The sequence below is a fragment of the Promicromonospora sp. NPDC090134 genome (genome assembly GCF_044746965.1).
GTDB lineage: Bacteria > Actinomycetota > Actinomycetes > Actinomycetales > Cellulomonadaceae > Promicromonospora.
Genome location: NZ_JBIVCZ010000008.1, coordinates 197,201 through 219,746, shown reverse-complemented (window position 1 = coordinate 219,746; position 22,546 = coordinate 197,201). Strand labels below are relative to the sequence as shown.

The window sequence follows — 22,546 nt, the reverse complement described above, 5'->3', positions numbered from 1 at the left end:
GGGATGAGACCCGGAGTCGCCAGTCTAGCCCTGGACCTCTATTCGCCGTCCGACCCGATCATTGACCGGACGGGGTGTCCACCCGCAGGAGAGTATCGACGTTGTGGCCCTGGAGCCTGTCGCGCCCGTGAAGCGCCTCCAGCTCGATCAGGAAGGCGAGCCCGGAGACGACTCCACCGCACTGCTCCACCAGCTCTGCTGCGGCCGCCGCGGTACCGCCCGTGGCGAGAACGTCGTCGATGATGAGAACGCGCGCACCGGGGGTGAGTGTTCCCGAGCGCAGCTCGATGGCCGCGGAACCGTACTCCAGGTCGTACGACACGCTGTGCGTGGGCGGCGGGAGCTTGCCCGCCTTGCGCAGGGGCAGGAAGCCCAGGCCGAGCGCGTGGGCCACGGGCGCGCCGAGCAGGAAGCCGCGGGCCTCCATGCCGGCGACCACGTCCACGCCGTCGGCCAGCGCGAGGCGCGTGAACGCCTCCACGACGTCGGCCAGGCCCTCGGCGTCGGCCAGCAGGGGCGTGATGTCCTTGAACAGCACGCCGGGAGAGGGAAAGTTCGGGACGTCCGCGATCAGGTCGCGAACGCGCGTCGCCCTCTCCGGCAGCAGGCCGGAGAGGGCGACGTCGGTCATGTCGTCTGCCACGAGGCGGAGCCTACCGGCGACGCCTCGGCTGAGCGGCCTGTCCCTGGTGGTGACCCGGGACGAGCTGGGCCGAACCGGACGCGGCGGCGGCCAGCATGCCCTCGTCCGCGCCCTCCGCCACGAGGCCCGCACGCAGGTCCATGACCTTCTTGGTGTGGGCCGCGATCTTGGGCTCCCGCTCCCGCAGCGTCACGTCGAGCGGCGTCGCGAAGAAGAGCGACGACAGCGCGCCCGCGGCGATACCGACGAACAGCGACAGCGAGATGTCCTTCAGCGTGCCGGCGCCCAGCAGGAAGCCACCCACGAAGAGGATGCCCGCGACCGGCAGCAGCGCCACCACGGAGGTGTTGATGGACCGGACCAGGGTCTGGTTCACCGCGAGGTTGGCCCGCTCGGCGTAGGTGCTGCGCGTCTGCTCGGTCACGTTGAGCGTGTTCTCACGCACCTTGTCGAAGACGACCATCTTGTCGTACAGCGAGAAGCCCAGGATGGTCAGGAAGCCGATGATCGTGGACGGCGTGACCTCCCAGCCGATCACCGCGTACACGCCGGCCGAGACCAGCACGTCGGCAAGCATCGCGACGATGGCCGCGACCGACATGCGCCAGGCGCGGAAGTACACCGCCATGAAGACCGCCGCCGCGAGCACGAACGCCACGGTGCCCCACAGGGCCCGCAGGCTCACGGACTGGCCCCACGTGGGGCCGATGAAGCTCGACGTGACCTCGTCGACGCTCACGCCGAAGGCGCTGGCCAGCGCCTCGCCGACCTGGTCGGTCTGCTCGCTGTCGAGCTCCGAGACCTGCACGCGGACGGCGTTCGCGCCGACCTGGCTGACGTGCGGCTCCTCGCCGGGGGCGACGGTGGCGACCGCGTCGATCGCGACGTCCTCGTCCGTGGTGGAGACACCGGAGACGGTGAACTCCGAGCCGCCACGGAAGTCGATACCGAGGTTCAGGCCCTGGAAGACCAGCACGAGGACCGACGCCGCCGAGAAGAGCGCGACGATCGAGTACCAGAGCCGCCGCCGCTGGACGATCGGGTACGACCTACGACCGGTGTAGAGGTCGTTACCCCACTGAGCAAAGCCACCCCGCGCCATCAGCTGTTCTCCTCGTTCTGAGCCGGCTGGGTCGTCTCTGCGGACCCTGCGGCAGCCTTGCGCTCGGCGGCACGCCGCTCCGCGATCGTCATCCTGCGGCCGTCCTCGGCGGTGCGCGGCGCCGGGGTCACGGACTGCGCCGTGACCAGCTCCCGGTCAGGCTCGGCTGTGCCGAAGTCGGGTGCGTCCGTCGTCGTGTCCGGCTTCCCGCCGGAGAGCTGGCCGGCGCCCCGGTACCGCGGCGTGACCTCGATCCGGTCGGCCGACAGACCCGACCACTTGTGGCCGTCGCGGAAGAACGGCACCTTGGCGAGCAGCTCCATCATCGGGTGCGTGAACCAGATGACCACCATGACGTCGATGATCGTGGTCAGGCCCAGGGTGAACGCGAAGCCGCGCACGCCGCCCACGGTCATGAAGTACAGGATGACGGCGGACAGCAGGTTCACGGCCTTCGCGGCGTAGATCGTGCGGCGCGCACGGACCCAGCCGCGCTGGACCGCGAGCCGCAGCGACCTGCCGTCACGTAGCTCGTCCCGGATGCGTTCGAAGTACACGATGAACGAGTCCGCGGTGAAGCCGATGGCGACGATCAGACCGGCGACACCCGGCAGGGACAGGCGGTAGCCGATGCCCCAGCTCAGGAGCGCGATCACCACGTAGGTCATGGCGGCCGCGACGACCAGCGAGGCGACAGTCAGCAGGCCGAGCGCGCGGTACTGGAACAGCGAGTACACGACGACGAGCGCGAGGCCGATCAGACCCGCGAACAGGCCGCGCTGGAGCTGCTCGGAGCCGAGCGTGGCGGAGATCGTGTTCTGCCCGTCGACCTGGAAGGTCAGCGGCAGCGAGCCGAAGCTGAGCTGGTTGGCCAGCGTGGCGGCCGACTCCTGCGTGAAGGAGCCGGAGATCTGCGCCTGGCCGTTGGTGATCGCGACGTTCGTGCTCGGCGCCGAGACGACCAGGCCGTCCAGCACGATGGCGAACTGGTTGCGCGGCTGCTCCAGGTTCACCAGGCGCTCCGTGGTCTCACGGAACTCCGTGGTGCCCTGGGAGTTGAAGTTGAGGTTGACGCCCCACTCGTTGGTGACCGTCCCGTTCGCGCCCGGCATGAGGCCCGACGACGCGCTGGTCAGGTTGGTGCCGTCCACCTCGACGGGGCCCAGGATGTACTTGGCCGTGCCGGTCTGGTCGCACGTGACGAGCAGCCGGTCCGGGTCGTCACCACCGCCGCCCTCGAGGTTCTTGGGGTCGGTGCAGTCCAGCGCGTCGTACTCGGCCTGGACCGACGGCGTGATCTGCGCCAGGTCGGACGGGTCGGTGGCCGCCTTGATCGCCTCGTCCTGCTCGGCGAGCTCCTCCTTGGTCGGCTCGTCCGACGCGGCCGCGTCGCCGTCGGTCTGGGCGTCCTCGCCCGTGCCGTCCGCGGACGCCGACGGGCTCGCCGACGGCTGCGTCGTCGGGACCGGGTTGCCGATGGCCAGGACCGGGCGGAACTTCATCTGCGCGGCCTTGGAGATCAGCGCGACGGTCTCGTCGTCCACCTCGCCTGGGATCTCGACCACGATCTGGTTGTCGCCCTGGCTGGCGATCTCGGCCTCGGACACGCCGTTGGCGTCCACCCGCTGCCGGATCACGCCGATGGCCTCTTCCATCGCCTCCGGGGTGATCTCGGAGCCGTCCGAGGTGACGGCCTTCAGGATGACCTGGGTGCCGCCCTGGAGGTCGAGGGCCAGACCGGGTGCCAGGCTCGCGCCGTCCGGATTGTCGCTCGACTTTCCGTCGAGCTGCCAACCTGCCAAGAGGGCGCCGAAGGGCAGCAGGATCGTCAAGATCGTCAGGAGCACGATCGTGCGAACCGGCCGCGAGCGCCGGGTGTCAGTCGCCAACGTCTGTCTCTTCTCGTGTGCGCGCCGGGGTACGTCCGGCGCGGGTTCGGCGCCGTCCGGGGTCACCGGACGGCGCGGCCGTCACTTGCCGTCTGCGTCGGCGTCCCGTCGCTGCTGCTCCCGGTACTCGCGCTGGGCGGTGTCGAGGCCAGACAGATCGTCGGGGACGTCGGTCGCGTCGGGGCTGATCGTACTTCCCGTTTCGCTCTTTGCTGTGACGTCGACCTCATCTGCCGTGTTGTCGGTGTCCGCGTCGTCGGCGACGGGCTCCTCGACCTGCTTGGAGATGGCGGCGCGGAGCCAGGTGGTCTGGCTGCCGGGGACGGACTCGATGGTCACCTGGTCGTTCGCGTCGTCCACCTCGACGACGGTCCCGATCATCCCGGAGGCGGTCATGACCTTGGCCCCGACCGTGAGGTTGTTCCGGAACTCCGCTGCCGCACGCTGCTGCTTGCGGGTGCGGGAGGACATGAAGAACATCGCCACGAGGAGGATCGCGACGAGAATGAGCATTTCCACGGTGAGGTCCCTGTTCGATTGCTGTGTCGGATGTGCTGCGCACGTTCGTGGCGCACGACGAGGATCCCAACCAGTGTAGTGCTCGGGCGCGGATCCCCGGGCTGCCCGCGGTAGGAGCGCCACAAGGACAACGTCAGGGGTCGAGCAAAGTTCCCGAGCCGGTGGCGCCGGTCGTGGTTCCGTTCGTGCCGCCGGCCGCCTGCGCGGGCGGTGTGAGGCCGAGGTGCTCCCAGGCGGCGAGGGTCGCGACGCGGCCGCGCGGGGTGCGCCCGACGAGCCCCTCGCGGACGAGGTAGGGCTCGGCGACGGTCTCGACGGTCTCGGCCTCCTCCCCCACGGTCATGGCGAGCGTGGACAGGCCGACGGGCCCGCCGCCGAACCGGGTGCACAGGGCGGTGAGCACCGCGCGGTCGAGGCGGTCGAGGCCGATGAGGTCGACCTCGTAGACCTCCAGGGCCGCCCGGGCGGCGTTCAGGTCGAGCCGGCCGTCGCCGCGCACCTGTGCCCAGTCGCGCACGCGGCGCAGCAGCCGGTTCGCGATGCGGGGCGTGCCGCGGGAGCGGCCGGCGATCTCGTGCGCGGCGGCGTGGTCGAGGTGCACGCCGAGCAGGCCGGCGGAGCGGAGGATGACCCGCTCCAGCTCCTGGGGCGAGTAGTAGTCCATGTGCCCGGTGAAGCCGAAGCGGTCGCGCAGCGGGGCGGGCAGCAGGCCGGAGCGCGTGGTGGCGCCGACCACGGTGAACCGCGGCAGCGCGAGCGGGATCGCGGACGCGCCCGCGCCCTTCCCGACCACGACGTCGACCCGGAAGTCCTCCATGGCGACGTAGAGCAGCTCCTCGGCGGGGCGGGCCAGGCGGTGGATCTCGTCGATGAACAGCACGTCGCCCTCCTCCAGGGAGGACAGGACGGCGGCGAGGTCGCCCGCGTGCTGGATGGCGGGTCCGCTGGTCAGGCGCAGGTGCGACTCGAGCTCGCCGGCGATGATCATGGCCAGCGTCGTCTTGCCGAGCCCGGGCGGGCCCGACAGGAGCACGTGGTCGGGCGGGTTGCCGCGTGCCATCGCGGCCTGCAGCACCAGGGAGAGCTGGTCGCGCACCACGCGCTGGCCCACGAAGTCGTCGAGCCGCTTGGGGCGCAGCGCGGCCTCGGCCGCCCGCTCGATCTCGTCTGCGCTCGGGGCGACGATCCGGCCGCCGCCCTCCGTCTCGGTCGAGACCTCAGCCACGGTGGCCTCCCAGCACGCGCAGGGCCGCGCGCAGTGTCGAGGCGACCTCGTCGGCCGCCACGGCGTCGGCGCCCGCCTCGGCGAGCACCTTCGCCACGGCGTCGTCGGCCTGCTTGGCAGGCCAGCCCAGGCCCGCGAGGGCCTCCACGACCCGCTCCGAGTGGTCGGTGGCGCCCGCCGCGGCGCTGGGCGCGGGCTGCGCCACGCCGGTGCCGGACGGCGGCCCGAGCCGGTCGCCGAGCTCCAGCACGATGCGCTGGGCGCCCTTGCGGCCGATGCCCGGCACGCGGGTCAGCGCGGCGAGGTCCTCGCCGGCGACGGCGCGGCGCAGGGCGTCCGGGGTGTGCACCGCGAGCATCGCGAGCGCCAGGCGCGGCCCGACGCCGGAGACGGTCTGCACCACCTCGAACACGTCCCGCTCGTCGGGGTCGCCGAACCCGTACAGGGTCATCGAGTCCTCGCGGACCACCATGCTCGTGGCGACGCCTGCGGTCTCGCCGACCCGCAGGCCGGCCAGAGTGGTGGGCGTGGCGTGCACCAGGTACCCGACGCCGCCGACGTCGACCACCGCGCGGTCCAGGCTCACATGGGCCACGGTCCCCGTCAGCGAGGCGATCACGGGCTCCCCCTCCTTGCTGGATGTTCCCTTGCCGGATGCTCCGGTATCGAACGTTCGTGCGAGGAGCCTAACAAGCGCGAGGTGCCCTCCGGGGAGGCACGCCGTCAGCGGCGGGGGCGCTGCTTGGCGGCCTGCTCGGCCGCGGCCCAGGCGCGCTGCGCGGGTGTGAGCTCGTGCCGGTCGCCGCCCTGCAGGGCCCCGGCGGGGCGCCACAGGTGGCAGACGGCGAGCGCGAGCGCGTCGGCGGCGTCGGCGGGCCGCGGCGCCTCGTCGAGGTCGAGGATGCGGGTGATCATCGTCGTCACCTGCGCCTTGTCGGCGCGCCCCGAACCGGTCACGGCCGCCTTGACCTCCGACGGGGTGTGCAGCGCGACGGGCACGCCGCGGCGGGCCGCGGCCACCATGGCCAGGCCCGCCGCCTGGGCGGTCCCCATCACCGTGCCGACGTTGTGCTGCGCGAACACGCGCTCGACCGCCACCACGTCGGGCACGTGCTCGTCGAGCCAGCGGTCCAGGCCCTCCGCGATCCGCAGCAGGCGCAGGTCCGTGGACAGGTCCACGTCCGACCGGATGACGCCGACGGCGACCATCCGGGCCCGCCGCCCGGGCAGGGAGTCGACGACGCCGACGCCGCACCTGGTCAGACCGGGATCAACACCGAGAACGCGCACGGAGAAACCCTCTCACGTGCGGTTCCGTGACCCGGGCGGACGTGGCCGGGGACCTGCTTACTCCTCCTCGTCGAGCGCCGCCATGACCTCGTCACTCGCGTCGAAGTTGGCGTAGACGTTCTGCACGTCGTCGCTGTCCTCGAGCGCGTCGATGAGGCGCATGATCTTGCGGGCACCCTCGACGTCCACCTCGACCTGCATGGACGGGTGGAAGATCACGTCGGCCGAGTCGTACTCGATGCCGGCCTCCTGGATGGCCGTACGCACGGGCACCAGGTCGGTCGCCTCGGTGAGGACCTCGATGACCTCGCCCTGGTCCGTGACGTCCTCGGCGCCGGCGTCGAGCGCGGCGAGCATGACCTCGTCCTCGCCCACGCCGTCGGCCTTCGGCACCACGATCAGGCCCTTGCGGGAGAACAGGTACGACACCGAACCCGGGTCGGCGAGGTTGCCGCCGTTGCGGGAGAACGCCAGCCGCACCTCGGAGGCCGCCCGGTTCTTGTTGTCGGTGAGGCACTCGACCAGGACGGCGATGCCGTTGGTGCCGTAGCCCTCGTACATGATCGTCTGGTAGTCGACGGCGTCGGCGCCCTCGCCCGAACCGCGCTTCAGCGCGCGGTCGATGTTGTCGTTCGGGACCGACGACTTCTTCGCCTTCTGGACCGCGTCGAACAGCGTCGGGTTACCGGCGAGGTCGCCGCCGCCCGTCCGCGCCGCGACCTCGATGTTCTTGATCAGCTTCGCGAAGAGCTTGCCGCGCTTGGCGTCGATCGCGGCCTTCTTGTGCTTGGTCGTGGCCCACTTGGAGTGACCTGACATGCCTCTACCTGACTCCTTGCATTTCGATGGCTCTTATCAATGGCTGACGAACGGCGAGGGGAACCCGCTCAGCCGCCCGCGACCATGCTGACGAACAGCCCGTGCACGCGCGCGTCCCCCGTGATCTCGGGGTGGAAGGCGGTGGCGAGCAGCGACCCCTGCCGTGCTGCGACAATCCTACCGGCGGCCGCCACAGGACGGCCCTGCGTATCCACAGCCGGGATGCGGGACAGCACCTCGACCTCGGGCCCGGCCTCCTCGATCCACGGGGCGCGGATGAACGCGGTGCGCACCGCGCCGCCGTCACCGACGTCGGAGATGCCAGCGAAGTCGAGGTCGGTCTCGAACGAGTCGACCTGCCGCCCGAACGCGTTGCGCCGGACGACGACGTCCATGCCGCCGACGGTCTGCTGGTCGGCGGTCCCGTCCAGGATCCGGTCGGCGAGCAGGATCATCCCCGCGCACGAGCCGTACACCGGCAGCCCATCCTTGATGCGGGCCTGCAGGAGGTCGCGGAGCTCGAAGATGCGCAGCAGCTTGTCGATCGTCGTCGACTCGCCGCCGGGCAGCACCAGCCCGTCGACCGCGGCCAGCTCCCCCGGACGGCGCACGGTCACGCCGTGCGCGCCGACGGTCTCGAGGGCGGCCAGGTGCTCACGGACGTCACCCTGCAGGGCCAGGACGCCGATGGTCGGGTTGCTCACAACCGTCCATCTTACGGCGGTCGGACCTCAGGTCTTTCGGCGAACCGGGGCCACTACCTCGACGAGGTGGTCGAAGGGCTTGAAGTCGTCGGTGTTCGCCGTCATCACCGCGGCACCATGTCGGTGGGCCTGGGCCGCGATCAGGGCGTCCTTGCTGCGGACCTTCGCGCCCGTCGCTCGCGCGCCCGCGGCGACGATGCCGTACGAACGGGTCGACTCGATGTCCAGCTCGACCCAGGCGAACCGCTGGTCGAGAGCGTTGATCCGACGGGTCCGCTCGGCACCGTCATGCGGGTTCTTGGCCGCGTGGATGCCGAACTCGAGCTCAGCCCTGGAAAGAATGCTGGCCCCGTACTCCTCGTGCGGGTCGAACTCGTACAGGTCGAGATCGATGAGGATGTTCGTGTCGAGCAGGATCACGCCCGCTCCCAGGGGTCGCTGACCTCGTCGTCCATGACGCTCTCGATGTCCGCGCGCCATGCCGCGGCGTTGCGCGGGCTCATCGGCGGGACGTCAGCGAGATCACTACCCGGCACCCAGCGGCGGGGAGACCGGTTGTCCGGGACGATTCGGACGCCGGTCGGGCGGCCGTAGCTGGTGATCTCGTACTCGTCCCCGGTCTCCAGGACGTGCTGGATCACCGTGTGTGGATTCTGTTTCAGCTCGCGCGCCCCGACGGTCTTCATGATCCGATCCTAGCCGCGGTGTAGACGCACGTCTACATCTGCTGCGCCGGCTGCCTCTACCGCAGCGGTGATGCCGTCAGTCGTCGAACTGCTCGCCCAGGTGCCGCACTTCGCCGTCCCAGCCGGCCACCAGGTGCTCGATGACCTCCGGCAGCTCCGGCGGGAACACCTCCAGGGGCTGCGCGCGCAGCTCCGCCGCCGTCAGCCAGGCCATCTCGTCGAGCAGCTCGCGCTCGGCGTCGGTCCAGCCCTCGGCGGTCACCTCGACGGCGTCCGGGATGCGCGCGAGGTAGAAGACCTCGTACTGCCGGCACGTCTCGGCGTAGAAGTCGAAGATGCCCGTCCGCGTGAGCACGGGACCCACCAGGGTCCCGGCGGGCAGGTCGATGCCCACCTCCTCGCGGGTCTCGCGCAGCGCCGCCTGTTCCGGCGTCTCCCCCGCGTCGATGCCCCCGCCCACCGTGAACCACCAGGACCGTTCCGGCTGGTTGACGTCGTGCCCGCGCATCACGAGCACCCGGCCGGCGTCATCCATGAGCAGGACGCGCGCCGCCGAGCGCTCGCGGACGCCGTCCGGCCCGGGCACCCAGTCGTCCCCGAGGGACGTGGTGCCGGGGCCGACCTCCGACGGCACGACGGGCCGGTGCTGGTCGGCGGTCCCCTGCGGATGACCCGTCATGCGGTGTGCTCCTCGTGCTGGTCGTTCTGAGTGCTGGCGGTTCAACCGGCTGGGCGTCCCGGGCCGGACGTCCGCGGCGGACGATCCGGTGCCCACAACGTACCGCCCGCGACCGGCCCGGCAGGCAGCAGCCCGACTCACCGGCGAGGCTTCGCCCGCCCGGTCGGCGCCGCGGTCAGCGGGTCCTCCGGCCACGGATGCCGCGGGTACCGGGCCCGCAGGTCGGCCCGGACCTGGGGGTAGCCCTGCTTCCAGAACGAGGCGAGATCGCTCGTGATCGCGGCCGGGCGGCCCGCGGGCGACAGCAGGTGCAGGACAACCGGGACCCGACCGTCCGCGACGGCCGGGGTGGTGGTCCAGCCGAACACCTCCTGCAGCTTCACCGCGAGGACCGGCGGCTCGACGCCGTCATACGCGAGCCGGACCTGCGAGCCCGACGGGACCCTGAGCCGCTCCGGGGCGAGCTCGTCGAACCGGGCCGCCGCGGGCCAGGGCAGCAGCCGCCGGAGCGCAGAGGCGACGTCGATGCGGGCGAGGTCGCGCGCGCCGCGCACCGCGGCAAGCTCGGTACCGAGCCACCCGTCGAGCCCGGCCAGCAGCGCGTCGTCGTCGACCGCGGGCCACGGGGCGCCGAGGTGGGCATGGCAGAACGCGAGCCGCTCCCGCAGGGCCAGCGCGGCCTCCGACCAGCGCAGCACGGACAGGCCGTCGTGCCGGATGCCGTCGCGGACGGCCGCCTGGACCAGAAGCGGGTCGGGCTTCGCCAGCGGGACGTCGCCCAGCACGATCGCGCCGAGCGTCTCGACGCGTCGCGTCACGACCCGGCCGTCGTCCCAGCGGATCTGGTCGGTGGTCGAGACGAGGTCGCCCGCGACGTCCCGCGCGGTGGCCTCGTCGATCGGCACCGCGGACCGGATCCTCGCGTCGGCACGGCCTGGGGCCCGGTCGGCGACCGCGACCGCCAGCCAGGTCGTGGACCGCAGCGGCGACTGCGGATCCAGCGCGGCGCCCGTACCACCGGACATCTGGTAGGTCGCCGAGCCGGCCCCTCGCACCCGCGCGATCCGCTCGGGGTACGCCAGCCCCACCACGATCCCCATCGCGAGATCGTCCGGTACCCCGCGCGCCGCTGGGCCGTCCGACGCGCCGCCCGTCGTCGTGCCCCGGCCCAGGCGCTTCGCCTCCTCCCGCCAGCGAGCCGTCGCCCCGCGGTCGTCGCCACGGCGCAGGGCCCGCCAGCGGGCCGGCAGGTCGTCGCCGGGGCCGCGGCCGGAGTCGTCCGAGAGCAGCGCGACGACCTCGCGCGCCCGGTCGGCGCCGACCCGCGGCGTCCCGTCCAGCAACGCACGAGCCAGCCGGGGATGCGCCCCGACCGCCGCCATCCGCCGGCCCCGGTCGGTGATCCGGCCGGCGTCGTCCACGGCGCCGACCCGGCCCAGCAGCTCGGCGGCCGCGGTCATCGCCGGCGCCGGCGGCGCGTCGAGCAGCGTCAGGCCGGCACCACCCGGCGCGCCCCACGCCGCGAGATCCAGGGCGAAGGACGCCAGGTCGGCGATCGCGATCTCCGGCGCCGGATGGTCGTCGAGCCGGCCGTGGTCGGTGGCGGACCAGCACCGGTAGACCCGGCCGGGCGCCTCCCGCCCGGCACGCCCCGCCCGCTGGTCGGCCGACGACCGCGAGACCCGGCAGGTGACCAGCGAGCCGAGCCCGCGGGACTGGTCGGTCCGCGGCTCCCGGGCGAGGCCGGAGTCGACCACCACCCGGACGCCGGGCACGGTCAGCGAGCTTTCCGCGACCGACGTCGTGACCACGATCCGGCGTGTGGCGGACGGCGCCAGCGCGCGGTCCTGCTCGGCCCGGGACTGGCGGCCGAACAACGGCAGCACGTTCTCACCGGCCAGCCGGCGGGTCACACCGTTGATCTCGGCCTCGCCGGGCACGAACACGAGCACGTCGCCGTCGTTCTCGGCCAGCGCGCGCCGGACGACGGCCGCGACGTGGTCCAGCAGGCGCGGGTCGACCCGCCCACCGGGGAGCAGCGGCGTGGCGACCGGCGGCGGTGCCCACTCGACCGCGACGTCGAACAGCGCGGCGGACGCGGTGACCACGGGCGCCGGCACGTCCGTGCCCAGCGCGCGGCTCAGCCGGACCGTGTCCGCCGTGGCCGAGGTCGCGACGATCGCCAGGTCTTCGCGCAGGTTCGCGCGGACGTCGACGGCGAGCGCGAGCAGCAGGTCGGCGTCGAGGTGCCGCTCGTGGCACTCGTCGATCACGATCGCGGAGACACCCGGCAGCTCCGGGTCCCGCTGCAGACGCCGCACGAGGAGCCCCGTCGTCACCACCTCGACGCGGAGCCCCGCGCCGCCGCTGCGCTCACCCCGCATCGCGTAGCCGATCCGCTGCCCGAGCGGTTCGCCGACGAGCGTCGCCAGCCGGGCCGCTGCCGCACGGGTCGCCATCCTGCGTGGCTCGGCAACGATGACCGTGCCCCCGAGCGCGTCGCCCAGCGCGAGCGGCAGCAGCGAGGTCTTCCCCGACCCGGGCGGCGCGACCAGCACCGCGGTGCCGCTCGACCGCACGGCGTCGACCGTGGCGGGCAGGACGGCCCGGACGGGCAGGTCCGCCCCGGGCGTCGACAGATCAGGCAGCAGCACGCACCGACCGTAACCGACGGACACCCTGCAACAATGCGTTCTCGTGAACCAGCTGCTGGACCTCGGGTCCCGGAAGTTCTGGCGACTGGTCGGCAGGCCCGTCGACCTCGCCGGCGACCACTCCTGGTTGCGCGCCCCGGTGAGCCGCTCCTCCACGGTCGGGGACGGCTGGCTCGCCGCCGAGGCCGCGCACCACGGCGGCACGGTCGACGACGACGCGGCGACCACCGATACCCCGGCCGGCCCGGCACCCGGCCTGCTCCCGGCGATGACGGTGCTCGACGGTCCCGGGTTCGACGCCTCCCGGCTGGATCCACGGATCCGCGACTTCTACGAGCACACCGCCGCCTGGCACATGGAGGTGTGGAGCGGGTGGTCGCCGCTGTTCTGGCCGGCCGGCGAGGTGATCGCGCGGCTGTTCGCGCGGCGGGTCGAACAGCTCTCCCTCCCGATGCGCCCGCTCGACGTCGCGCACGGGATGGACAGCCGCGTCCGCGTGATCCGCGACCGGGACGGCGAGCAGGTGGGCGCCGCGTGGCTGCGGACGCTCCGTCCTTCGGGCCGCTACGTCTTCAGCGGGTGCTACTCGACGCGTTGCCTCCCCGGCAACGCGCGGCCGAGCGTCCACGTCGCGTTCCCGCTCGAGTCCGGCAACGTGCAGGTGTTCCTGCGCCCTGCCGTCAGCGACGAGGGCGGGCTCGTCCTCGAGTCGCCCCCGGGACGGTTCGGGCAGGACGGCGCGTACGTCGTCGTGCACGACGGCGGACGGGACTTCGCCGCGCGCGTCCCGCTCCACGAGACCTTCCGCCTGTACACCGACCCGTACGGTGTGCTCCGCACCGACCACGAGCTGCGGATGTGGCGCACCTGGATGATGCGCCTGCACTACAAGATGGACCGCGAGAAGATGGGGCGCGCCCGATGATGCACACCTTCCACCTCGCCGAGCTACCGGCCGCCGTGACGGCACGCGCGCTGCTGCGACCGCCGTCGGGCACCACGACGCCCGGGCTGGACCACGCCGAGTGCCTGGCCCTCATGCGCCTGGGGGCGCCCACCGTCTCCCCGGACCGGCTGCAGCTGCGGCGGATCGCGGTCTTCGCGCAGTGGCGCGACGAGGACGCCCTGGACCGCTTCCTGAACGACGACGCGCTCGGTCGTCACCTGGCGGCAGGCTGGCACGTGCGGCTGGAGTACCTGCGCCGCTGGTCCCGGCTGGCGGCGCTGCCCGGTCTGCCCGCCCGGACCGGCGACTGGGACCAGGACGAGCCCGTGGTCGCGGTGACGGTCGCGCGGATGCGCCTGCCCGAGGTGCCCCGGTTCCTGCGGTGGGGCAAGCCGGTCGAACGCCAGGTGCGCGACCACCCCGGCACCACGCTCGCCCTGGCCGCCTTCCGGCCGCCGGGCACCATCTCCACGTTCTCCGTGTGGCGCACCGTGCGCGAGATGGAGGAGATGGTGCACGGCCGCGCGGAACCCGCGGACCGGCGGCACGCGGACGCCATGGTCGAGCGGCGGCGCCGCGACTTCCACCACGAGTTCGCGACGTTCCGGTTCCGCCCGCTCGCGGAGCACGGCACGTGGGAGGGGCGGTCCGGGATCGTCCCGCCGCGCTGATCAGGCCCCGGACCTCCCAGGATTCCCGTCAGGAGGCGGCGACCCGCGGCAGCAGCGTCTCCGTGAACTGCCAGATCAGGGACGAGTCGTGCGTGTGGAAGGCCGCCCCCGAGTAGTAGGTGCGGTTGCGGCCCTGGAGCGTGCCGAGCCGGCGGTAGAAGCCTGCGCGGACGGCGGCAGCCGGCACCGTCAGCTCGAACGGGGTGTGGCTGGCGAAGGTGGCGAAGTCGGGGCTCATGGTCGGTACGGTGCCGGCCTCACCCAGGCGGAGGACGCTCGCCCGGATCTCGTTCTGCACCGCCCGGTCCGACAGCGCGACGGGGCTGCCGAACTTGACGTTGTGCAGGCCGGGGAGGCCGGTCGGGGAGATGACGTAGACGCCCGGGAGCTGGGGCGTGTTGAACGGGGTGTCCAGGCCGACGTTGCGCACCGACAGGTTGTCGGGAAGCCCGGAGTTGCGCAGCACACCGGTGTAGTAGGCGCTGTTGCGAAACTGGCCGAAGAGGTTGCGCTCCAGGCCGTCGAGGTCGAACCCGTCCAGGTTGCCGAGCAGGGGCGGGATCGTCACCAGGACCTTCCGGGCGCGGATCGTCCGCGGTCCGGCGGGCGTGTCGACGCGGACGGCGGCGTCCCTCCCGCCGTCCCGGTCGGTGGAGACGACGCGGCTGTTCAGCAGCACGTCGTCGCCCAGCTCGGTGAGCGCCTTCTCGTAGAGCTCGCTGTTGTTCCGGCGCGAGGTGCTGAGGAACCCGGTCTGGAGGTTGCGCAGGATGTCCGAGCCGAAGTTCTTCATCACGTACAGGGTCGGCTGGCGCAGCAGGTCGCCGAGGCCCTGGCCGAACTGGACGACCGTCGGCACCACCTCGTCGAGGCCGTGCTTGCGCACGAAGTCGCCGAACGGCAGGAGCAGGTCCGCCGGCACCGGGTCGGGCAGCTCGAAGCCGTACTCCAGGTACGGGAACCTGGCGAGCTGTTCGCCGTACAGGGCCAGCGCCGCACCGGGGTTAGGCGGCGTGTAGCCCGGGACCTCGCGGCCCGTGCGGTAGTCGGCGTAGAGGGTCTGCCCGGCGCTGAACGACGCCTTCTGCAGCGGGATGTCGAAGCGCTCGAACCACTGCCGCACCAGGGGCTGGTCGTGCCAGACGACGACGCCGATGTCGAGCGTGCCGCCCGTGGCGGGGTCGGTGTACGTCTGCGTGTGCCCGCCGAGCCGCCCGTTGCGCTCGACCACGACGACGCTCTGCCCCAGCTCCCTCAGGCGGATCGCCGCGTACGTCCCGGCCGCACCGCCACCGATCACGGCGACGTCGCGCACGATGTCGCCTCCGCCGCGCGCTTCCGCGCCGGCAGCGGGGCTCGCCGCCGCGGACCCGAGCGCCACCGCCCCGGCGCCCGTCCCGATCAGTCTCAGCATCTCTTTGCGGCTCAGGTTCACGGCGAGTTCCTCTCGAAGGGCAGCGCAGGACTGCGGCAGGGGGTCGAGCTGGTGGATCTTCGTCACATCGGGGGTGCCGATTTGTCGCAAACGTCCCGTGCACCCTAGCAACGGGTGGTCGTGCGGCGCAGGCCGCCAGATATCCTTCGGCGGTGCCAACGAAAGCGGGGATCGACCCGGACGAGCTCGCGACCACCCTCCGGGTGCTGGGCCAGCTCCATGACCTCGAGCCCGACCATCCCGACGTCCAGACGGTCAAACGGGCGACCGGCTACATGTGGAAGCTGCTCAAGAAGTCCCGCAAGGCCGCGGTCCGCGAGGAGCTCCAGGCGCACGACCGGAGCATCATCGAGCGGACGGCGACCGGTTCGGCGGCGCGGATCGACGACGAGACCGCGGGCATCCCGCTGGTCTCCTCCGTGCCGGGGGCGTTCGCCGGTGAGCTGCGCACCGCCCGCGGCTGCTACATCTGCAAGACGGACTACGTGCTGGTCGACTCGTTCTACCACTGGCTGTGCCCGGACTGCGCCGCGAAGAGCCACGCACGGCGCGACCAGCGCACGGACCTGACCGGCCGCCGCGCCCTGCTCACCGGGGGCCGCGCGAAGATCGGCATGTACATCGCGCTGCGCCTGCTGCGCGACGGCGCCCACCTCACGATCACCACCCGCTTCCCGAAGGACGCGGTGCGCCGCTTCTCGGCGATGCCCGACGCCGCCGACTGGCTGCACCGGCTCAAGATCGTCGGGATCGACCTGCGCGACCCCACCCAGGTGATCGCCCTGGCCGACGACGTCGCCGCGGCGGGCCCGCTCGACATCCTGATCAACAACGCCTGCCAGACGGTCCGCCGGTCCCCCGGGGCCTACTCGCAGCTCGTCACGGGCGAGTCGGCGCCGGTCGCCCCGCTCCCCCTCGGCCTCCAGCCGCCGGAGATGGTCACGTTCGACCACGTCTCGGAGGCGCACCCCGCGGCGATCGCGGGCGCCCTGGCCGCCCTGTCGGTCGCCCACCACGAGGGGCAGTCGCAGGACGACGCCGTCGCGACGCACACCGCGGCGTCCCTGACGGCGCTGGCCCTGAGGGCGGGCTCGGCCTCCCTGGACGCCCACCTGGCCGGCACGGCGGTCGACGCCGGCGGGCTGCTCCCCGACGTGCAGAAGAACAACTCCTGGACCCAGGTCGTGGACGAGGTCGACCCGCTGGAGCTCCTGGAGGTCCAGCTCTGCAACGCGATCGCGCCGTTCCTGCTCATCTCCCGGCTGCGCCCGGCGATGCGGGCGGCGACGTCCACGTCGCGGCGCGGGTACGTCGTCAACGTCTCGGCGATGGAGGGGCAGTTCTCCCGCCGGTACAAGGGCGCGGGACACCCGCACACCAACATGGCCAAGGCCGCCCTGAACATGCTGACCCGGACCTCCGCGGGGGAGATGTTCGAGAAGGACCGGGTCCTGATGACCGCCGTGGACACCGGGTGGATCACGGACGAGCGCCCGCACCAGGAGAAGCTGCGGATCGCCGCCGAGGGCTGGCACGCGCCCCTCGACCTGGTCGACGGCGCAGCCCGCGTCTACGACCCGATCGTCCAGGGCGAGGCCGGGACCGACCTGTACGGCTGCTTCCTCAAGGACTACGAGCCGTCGCCCTGGTAGGGACCCTCAGTTGATCGCTGCGACGGCGAGGACGTCGAGGTCGTGCCCGACGGCGTGGCGGAGGGCACGCAGAGGCCCTGCGATCAGTTCCTCGGCGTCAAAGTCCGCCTCGTCGCCCTGGGTGTCGACAGCATCGGCGGCCCGGCGGACCAGTTCGGCTCGGGTAACCGGACCCGACTCTATGATCGTGGCGAGCTCGGAAAGCGCCTCGGCCGCCTGGGCTGGAGACCACAGGACGTTGCCGGTGAGGGCGCGGGCGACGCCAACCGGTGCGACGGTCTCCACGAAGATCTCGTACGGCAGACATTTCCGTGCGGCGGTGACAAAGAGGCCAGGGCCCTCGACGAGGTGATCGAGCAGATCGTGCAGCCCTTCGCTGTCGGCGGGATCGGCGGACGCCGCCACGGACCGCGGGATCGGACCGATCACCCACCAGCCGAGGATGCTCACGCGGCGACTGTACCGGCGCCCTCGATCAAGGTCGGGCGTGCTCTCTGTCGAGATCATCCAGGGAAGATCTTGAGCCAGAAGTCTCGGGGGGTCTCGATCCAGGATCGTAGGTGCCTGTCCATCGCTTCACTCACCGTCCCGATGCCCTCAGGGGCATCGATGCGTCTGAAGTGTTCGAACGTATCGAGGTAGGCGCGTGCGACGGCAGGATACAAATCAGCTGCTTCAACCGATGCGCGACGAGCCTTCACCCCGTAGTGATCGCCTTCGGGCCGCCCGACCGTCAGCAGGAGAAACCCTGGCCGGCCCCGAACGCATTCCAGGCGTATTGGAATCGCGCGCTCCGCGAGGCTCGTCTTTCCCGCACTATTTTCACGGCAGTCGTCGAGCATTACGGTCAACCCCGGCCACAGCATTCCCATATCATCCCAGAGATCAGGGCCGAACATTTCGGCCCCGTCAACGGTCAAGCTGATAAACCCTTCCACATACCCAGACCTCTTCTGGGTGAATGACGCCATATCTTGAACCGGCTCGAAGTTCGGCGACCCGTGGCGGTCGTACAGGTATGACTGAATAGCAATATCACTCACAGCCTATTCACCACCCACTGGGTAGAACGACCGGATCCCACCTTGTCTCACGGCAAGCAGATATGTCACGCCGTCAATCGTAGCCTCCACCTCGCCACGCTGCTGCTCGGGGTTTGACCTTCGCGCAATGGCCGCCAGTTCGTCGGTTCTCTGGCGAACAACCTGGTCAATGAGGCCAACAATGTCATCAACCGTCCTGGACTCTCTGAAGAAGTCGTTCTTCTGCCTCGCCTGCTCCGGGTCGAAGTACGTCGGGTGATGCCTTTCGAGAATGTGCTGCATCCCGCCACGCTGCAGGACCAGCGTGGTGTCACCGTACCTGAATGACTTCGGCTTCCAGTTCTTGAGCACCGCGAGGCAGCCGGAATTGTGAACCAGGACTTCGGCATCGCCCACGTGGTAGGTGTGCAGATCGAGAACCGCGAGGTTGTAGGCCGCTCCTTCACGTATCGCTCCAGCGTCGATCCCCCCGACGGCCAGCTCGGTGCCGTCGGCCGACAGCACCTTCTCGCCAGGAGCGAGGTCTTTCGCGTCCTCGAAGGTGTGGTCACTCGACGACCAGAACGGATGGTCAGCGGTGGTGGTGATCTTGTCACCGCTGGCAAGCCTGAGCTCCACGAGCGCGTCTCGATGGACGAACGTGTCGAGCACTCGACGCGGGCCACTCACGCCGGACACCGGATCCGTCGCATGAACGTCGTCACCGGGTCGGACGTCCCGGATGGGCTTGTGCGTGCCGTCGGCCATCAGCACGGGTGTCGATCCGGCGAAGGATGCAAAACACCCCGCCGGTACCGCGACCGGCAGCTTCTTTCCCTTCGTCGCGACGAAGGTGACGATCTTCTCGACGGCCCTGACGACCGCCGGTATCGCCTTGAGCGCCTTGATCGCCTTCCCGACCGGCAGCACATTGAGCAGGGTCATCACGCACGCGAGGATGTCCGCCTCGGTGAAGCACTTCTCCAGGTCGGCCAGCCCGATGAAGTCCTTCACGATCGGCCAGAGCTCCTGAATGATGAGCTGCTCGACATCTGCCTCGACGGCAACAGCGGACTCCGGCACGGGCGAATCGAGCGGGAGCAGCGGATCCGGCACGGTAGACCCTCCGGCCGTCCGCGTGAGGCACGCCTCCGAGTCCTCGGCGCCCTGTTCGAACACCAGCTCGTGGTAGACCTCGGTGTCGACGATGCATGCCCCGAAAGGGCCGTCCATGATCCCGCCCCAGGTGATGACGGTCTGGTCATCGCCGATGCGTTCCTGCAGGTAGCCGTCGAGCTCTGACGTGAAGCGGAGGCGCGCCAGGCTGTATTCCGACTCGAAGTAGAGAACCTTGCCCTGGAGGATCTCGTTTCCGACGGGCTTGTATTCGTCGACCCATTCAGGCCTGTCGGAGACGAACTGCCGAGGCCCCGAGTATCCGACGCGGGGGTCGTCCTCCTTGCTCCCGTCCTGACCTTCGGCAGCATCGAGTCGGACGACCGAGGCGTGCGGCAGCGTCGTCGATGCCGCGTCGGCGTCATCCACACCCGTCGCGTCGGCGTCCGTGGTGCCGGTACCGGTCAGCTCGCCGCCCAGCGTCCGGTAGGTTCGCGCATACGGGTCAAGCGTGTCAGTGGTGATCGCGGGGTCACTCTTCGCGGTCGCGTAGTCGAGCACACCGTCGGCGCCCACATGGCTGTCGATCGCGTGCAGCTCGCCCATGACAGCGGCGGTCGTGAGGTCGTCGGGAACCTGATCCGGATACTTCTGCCGTACCTGAGCGATCGCCTGCTCGAGGAACCGTTCGACATCCGGCAGCTTCCCCAGCTCAGCGCCGGCATCCACCACGGACGTGCTCGCGCCGTCCGTCGACGTCGGTGGCGGGGCGTCCGTGGCTCTTGTGCAACCAGTCATGACCACGGTGATCGCCGTGATCACCACCATCACGACCCCTTGAACCGACCAAGCGTGAGCCTCGCGAGCAAACATCCACGGCCTTCCCCACACGACGCAAGAGTCCAGGGCAGCACCGTGCGCCGTTCCCCCCGTTCAGACGCCACACCGTAGGCAGGGCTCAAGTCACCGGTCAATGCCGGCGACCTCAGCCACTACGGAAGCGCCTGCGGGCCCGCTGCCTCCGGGCGCGGGCGTGCTCGACCTGGCGGTAGCAGGTCGCGTAGCGGTCGGCCCACGTGCTGTCGGCCTCGTCGTGTACCACCTGGGCAAGCACACTCCAGACGCTCTCCGGGATGCGGCGCAGCAGGACGATGTCCTTGGGACGCCAGGCCAACAGGTAGCGGACGGCGCCGGACCATGCAGGGTCGGTGGCGCGTACACCGGCCAGGGCCGTGAAGACGGCCTGCAGGGGCAACCGCTCGAGCAGGGTTGTCGCCGCCCCCTCATGCACCGGGTAGCCGGAGTAGCGGCCGGTGCCGCCTGACCGCCAGCGCAGGAGCGCCAGCGCTTGGTCGAGCTCGCCCGGGTACGCCTCAGCAAGGCTGCGGGCGAGGTCGTCGGCCAGCCGCTCGGGAAGCCCCCAAGCGGCCTCCGCGAGGATCCGGGGAATCTCTGCACGAACAGCCTCGGGTGCGGCCACCGACCAGGACTCGACAGCCCGCGCCTGGTCTCGTCGCTGCTGTTCACGACGGTCGACCCGTTCAGCAGGGTGCGTATAACCGTGAGCAGCCATCCAGGTGATGAGCTCCGGACCGTGCGCCAGCTCGACATCGCCGTCAGGCGAGCCTTGCCAGCGAAGCGTCGACCCGTGGTGCCAGCCGAGGACATCGATCGCGGTGCCCTCGTGGTCGAGCAGCTCGAACGCGGAGTCGCCGAGGCACATGCACTCCATGCCCGTGGATCGGGAGTCCTCCAGCAACCGGGCCAGCTCGTCGAGCTCAGTACGATCGCTGATCGTCAGCACGGGCTCGACGTCGCGCGGTCGGCTCCCGGACGCACCGCGGTCGTACACGCGGATGACCGACGCCGAGCGCACCAGGCCGTTCAGGACCTGCGCATCGAACGCGTAGTCGTCGGACATGCACGCCAGGGTAGCGGCGCGCCCAAGATGACGGAGGCGCCGAGGACCCCGCAGGTCCTCGGCGTCTCGACCGACCGCATCGGTCCGCGGGCGACTACCAGCCCCGCTCGGCCAGCCGGTGCGGCTCCGGGATCTCGTCGACGTTGATGCCGTGGTCCAAGATTGACGTGTGTCCGAGCAGACCTGAGGTCGCCAGGCAATCCCGTCAGAGCTCCCACAGGGAGGCAATAGGCAACCCGACTAAGTTCTCGCTGAATCGCACGCCCTGGTCCGCCGTGCCGAGCACGACCCCACCTAGAAACCTGTCGCCCAGTCGCTCGGCAAGCCGCTGCAAACCACGGAAATGCTCAGGCTTGTAGGTCTGCTTCGCCTTCACCTCGAGACCGAGGATCCGACCGTCGTCGAGCTCTAGTAAAACGTCCACCTCGACACCCGACGTCTCGCGATAGTGGAAGACCGAGAACCTGGTGTCGCTCCAGGTCTGCTGCTTGCGCAGCTCGGAGACTACAAGGCCCTCCAGCAACGGACCCAGCAGCTCACCACCGCCGAGAAGTGCGGCAGCACGTGCCGCGGTGACGCCCGAGAGGTGCATCGCGAGCGCGGAGTCGGTAACGAGCCCCTTGGCCTTGCCCGTCTGGCGGGTCGTGAGGTTGCCTGTCCACGGTCGAATCCTCTCGACGAGATACAGCGTCTCGACGAGGTCAAGGTATGCCGACATGGTCGTCTCGGGGACATCCGCGTCCCGGGAAAGGCGTGCGCGAACCACCTCGCCGGCCTGGTTCGCCGCGACCAGACGCAGGACGGTCGCCAGGCGGTTGCCATCTACCAGGCGTCGGACATCGCGAGCATCGCGCTGGACGATGCGGTCCACGTATCCGTCGAACCAGGCCGCACGCAGTCGCGGCGACCGCCGGAAGACCTCGGGATATCCACCTGCCGCGAGCAGGTTCGCGTAGTCCTCACGCGAGACCGTCGAGCGGACGTCGAACGGATCCACCCCGGCAATGAAGCGGGTCACGAAGTCGTCGAGGCGGCCGTTGATCTCGCCCTGGCTCAGGGTCCGCAGCGGCAAGGTGACAGCTCGACCCGCGAGGGAATCAGGCGTCCGTTCGAGCCTTAGCAGGTCGGCCGATCCAGTCAGAAGGAACCTGCCCGGGGCGCGGTGTCGGTCGATGGATGCCTTGATCGGCAGCAGCAGCTCCGGGGCACGCTGGATCTCGTCGATGACAAGCATCCCGTCAGGGACCTGGTTCACGAAAGCCTGCGGGTCGTTCTGCGCGGCGGCGCGCATGACGTCGTCGTCCAGGGTGAGGTAGCGCGCGGGGCGTTCCGAGCCCTCGACCAGCATTGTGGCGAGCGTGCTCTTGCCCACCTGTCGCGCACCCTCGATGACAACAGCGGGGAAGGAGCCGACGAGCTCCTTCGCCCATGGGAGAGCATGGCGGGAGAGGATGTCGTTCGCGTTCACAGCACCATGACATCCTGCAAGTCGCTGTTCTGCAAGCGCAAACCCGCTGTTCTGCACAAAGCAAGTCGCTGTTCTGCAGCACCGAGGTCGCTGATTTCGCGCTGC

22 protein-coding genes are annotated in these 22,546 nt (G+C 70.7%); 3 read left to right on the top strand and 19 right to left on the bottom strand.

Annotated features, from left to right (window positions below; genetic code table 11):
• Positions 1–58 precede the first annotated feature (58 nt).
• The 13 genes from ACIPN7_RS21525 to hrpB form a co-directional block, all read right to left on the bottom strand.
• Complete coding sequence (locus tag ACIPN7_RS21525; protein ID WP_400547233.1) at positions 59–631, bottom strand: adenine phosphoribosyltransferase; 573 nt, start codon at positions 629–631, stop codon at positions 59–61.
• Between the two features lie 22 nt (positions 632–653).
• Positions 654–1,745 (bottom strand): protein translocase subunit SecF, encoded by a 1,092-nt coding sequence (secF, locus tag ACIPN7_RS21520; protein ID WP_400546985.1) that lies wholly within the window; start codon positions 1,743–1,745, stop codon positions 654–656.
• Positions 1,745–3,634 (bottom strand): protein translocase subunit SecD, encoded by a 1,890-nt coding sequence (secD, locus tag ACIPN7_RS21515; RefSeq protein ID WP_400546982.1) that lies wholly within the window; start codon positions 3,632–3,634, stop codon positions 1,745–1,747. Before secD ends, secF begins: the two co-directional genes overlap by 1 nt.
• A gap of 81 nt (positions 3,635–3,715) precedes the next feature.
• On the bottom strand, positions 3,716–4,147 hold the full coding sequence (gene yajC / locus ACIPN7_RS21510; RefSeq protein ID WP_285102489.1) for a preprotein translocase subunit YajC: 432 nt from the start codon (positions 4,145–4,147) through the stop codon (positions 3,716–3,718).
• 139 nt (positions 4,148–4,286) lie between these two features.
• Positions 4,287–5,378, bottom strand: a complete 1,092-nt coding sequence (gene ruvB, locus ACIPN7_RS21505; RefSeq protein ID WP_400546980.1) for a Holliday junction branch migration DNA helicase RuvB — start codon at positions 5,376–5,378, stop codon at positions 4,287–4,289.
• Entirely contained in the window at positions 5,371–5,997 is a 627-nt protein-coding gene (gene ruvA, locus ACIPN7_RS21500; RefSeq protein WP_400546977.1) for a Holliday junction branch migration protein RuvA, read from the bottom strand. Before ruvA ends, ruvB begins: the two co-directional genes overlap by 8 nt.
• 104 nt (positions 5,998–6,101) lie before the next feature.
• Positions 6,102–6,668: a crossover junction endodeoxyribonuclease RuvC gene (gene ruvC / locus ACIPN7_RS21495; protein ID WP_397405706.1), complete on the bottom strand. Its 567-nt coding sequence runs from the start codon at positions 6,666–6,668 to the stop codon at positions 6,102–6,104.
• Between the two features lie 57 nt (positions 6,669–6,725).
• Positions 6,726–7,487 (bottom strand): YebC/PmpR family DNA-binding transcriptional regulator, encoded by a 762-nt coding sequence (locus ACIPN7_RS21490; RefSeq protein ID WP_285102438.1) that lies wholly within the window; start codon positions 7,485–7,487, stop codon positions 6,726–6,728.
• Positions 7,488–7,555: 68 nt separating this feature from the next.
• Positions 7,556–8,191 carry a pyridoxal 5'-phosphate synthase glutaminase subunit PdxT gene (pdxT, locus tag ACIPN7_RS21485; RefSeq protein ID WP_400546972.1) on the bottom strand — a complete coding sequence of 212 codons (636 nt, stop codon included), beginning with the start codon at positions 8,189–8,191 and terminating at the stop codon, positions 7,556–7,558.
• A gap of 27 nt (positions 8,192–8,218) precedes the next feature.
• Positions 8,219–8,611: a PIN domain-containing protein gene (locus ACIPN7_RS21480; RefSeq protein ID WP_400546970.1), complete on the bottom strand. Its 393-nt coding sequence runs from the start codon at positions 8,609–8,611 to the stop codon at positions 8,219–8,221.
• Positions 8,608–8,877 (bottom strand): type II toxin-antitoxin system Phd/YefM family antitoxin, encoded by a 270-nt coding sequence (locus tag ACIPN7_RS21475; protein WP_400546967.1) that lies wholly within the window; start codon positions 8,875–8,877, stop codon positions 8,608–8,610. The genes ACIPN7_RS21480 and ACIPN7_RS21475 overlap by 4 nt, the downstream gene beginning before the upstream one ends.
• A gap of 76 nt (positions 8,878–8,953) precedes the next feature.
• Positions 8,954–9,556: an NUDIX hydrolase gene (locus tag ACIPN7_RS21470; RefSeq protein ID WP_400546964.1), complete on the bottom strand. Its 603-nt coding sequence runs from the start codon at positions 9,554–9,556 to the stop codon at positions 8,954–8,956.
• Positions 9,557–9,693: 137 nt separating this feature from the next.
• A complete protein-coding gene (hrpB, locus tag ACIPN7_RS21465; RefSeq protein ID WP_400546962.1) occupies positions 9,694–12,210 on the bottom strand; it encodes an ATP-dependent helicase HrpB in 2,517 nt (838 codons plus the stop codon).
• A gap of 43 nt (positions 12,211–12,253) precedes the next feature.
• Between hrpB and ACIPN7_RS21460 the strand changes: the two genes are divergently transcribed.
• Both ACIPN7_RS21460 and ACIPN7_RS21455 read left to right on the top strand, forming a co-directional pair.
• Positions 12,254–13,135, top strand: coding sequence for a hypothetical protein (locus tag ACIPN7_RS21460; protein WP_400546959.1), 882 nt, complete (start codon positions 12,254–12,256; stop codon positions 13,133–13,135).
• The gene (locus tag ACIPN7_RS21455; RefSeq protein WP_400546956.1) at positions 13,132–13,827 is read left to right on the top strand and encodes a hypothetical protein; all 696 of its coding nucleotides are present in this window, start codon (positions 13,132–13,134) and stop codon (positions 13,825–13,827) included. Before ACIPN7_RS21460 ends, ACIPN7_RS21455 begins: the two co-directional genes overlap by 4 nt.
• A 28-nt stretch (positions 13,828–13,855) precedes the next feature.
• Here the strand turns inward: ACIPN7_RS21455 and ACIPN7_RS21450 are convergent, their stop codons facing one another.
• Positions 13,856–15,262, bottom strand: coding sequence for an FAD-dependent oxidoreductase (locus ACIPN7_RS21450; RefSeq protein WP_400546953.1), 1,407 nt, complete (start codon positions 15,260–15,262; stop codon positions 13,856–13,858).
• Positions 15,263–15,414: 152 nt separating this feature from the next.
• Here ACIPN7_RS21450 and ACIPN7_RS21445 point away from each other — a divergent pair, with 152 nt between their 5' ends.
• Positions 15,415–16,914: an SDR family NAD(P)-dependent oxidoreductase gene (locus ACIPN7_RS21445; RefSeq protein WP_400546950.1), complete on the top strand. Its 1,500-nt coding sequence runs from the start codon at positions 15,415–15,417 to the stop codon at positions 16,912–16,914.
• Positions 16,915–16,920: 6 nt separating this feature from the next.
• Here ACIPN7_RS21445 and ACIPN7_RS21440 read toward each other — a convergent pair whose 3' ends face one another.
• The 5 genes from ACIPN7_RS21440 to ACIPN7_RS21420 all read right to left on the bottom strand — a co-directional run bounded on the left by ACIPN7_RS21440 (position 16,921) and on the right by ACIPN7_RS21420 (position 22,441).
• Positions 16,921–17,364: a hypothetical protein gene (locus ACIPN7_RS21440; protein WP_400546947.1), complete on the bottom strand. Its 444-nt coding sequence runs from the start codon at positions 17,362–17,364 to the stop codon at positions 16,921–16,923.
• A gap of 53 nt (positions 17,365–17,417) precedes the next feature.
• On the bottom strand, positions 17,418–17,957 hold the full coding sequence (locus tag ACIPN7_RS21435; RefSeq protein ID WP_400546944.1) for a hypothetical protein: 540 nt from the start codon (positions 17,955–17,957) through the stop codon (positions 17,418–17,420).
• Between the two features lie 3 nt (positions 17,958–17,960).
• On the bottom strand, positions 17,961–19,880 hold the full coding sequence (locus tag ACIPN7_RS21430) for a polymorphic toxin-type HINT domain-containing protein (RefSeq protein WP_400546941.1): 1,920 nt from the start codon (positions 19,878–19,880) through the stop codon (positions 17,961–17,963).
• A 157-nt stretch (positions 19,881–20,037) separates the two neighbouring features.
• The gene (locus ACIPN7_RS21425) at positions 20,038–20,973 is read right to left on the bottom strand and encodes a hypothetical protein (RefSeq protein WP_400546938.1); all 936 of its coding nucleotides are present in this window, start codon (positions 20,971–20,973) and stop codon (positions 20,038–20,040) included.
• 205 nt (positions 20,974–21,178) lie between these two features.
• Complete coding sequence (locus ACIPN7_RS21420) at positions 21,179–22,441, bottom strand: ATP-binding protein (protein WP_400546935.1); 1,263 nt, start codon at positions 22,439–22,441, stop codon at positions 21,179–21,181.
• Positions 22,442–22,546: the final 105 nt, after the last annotated feature.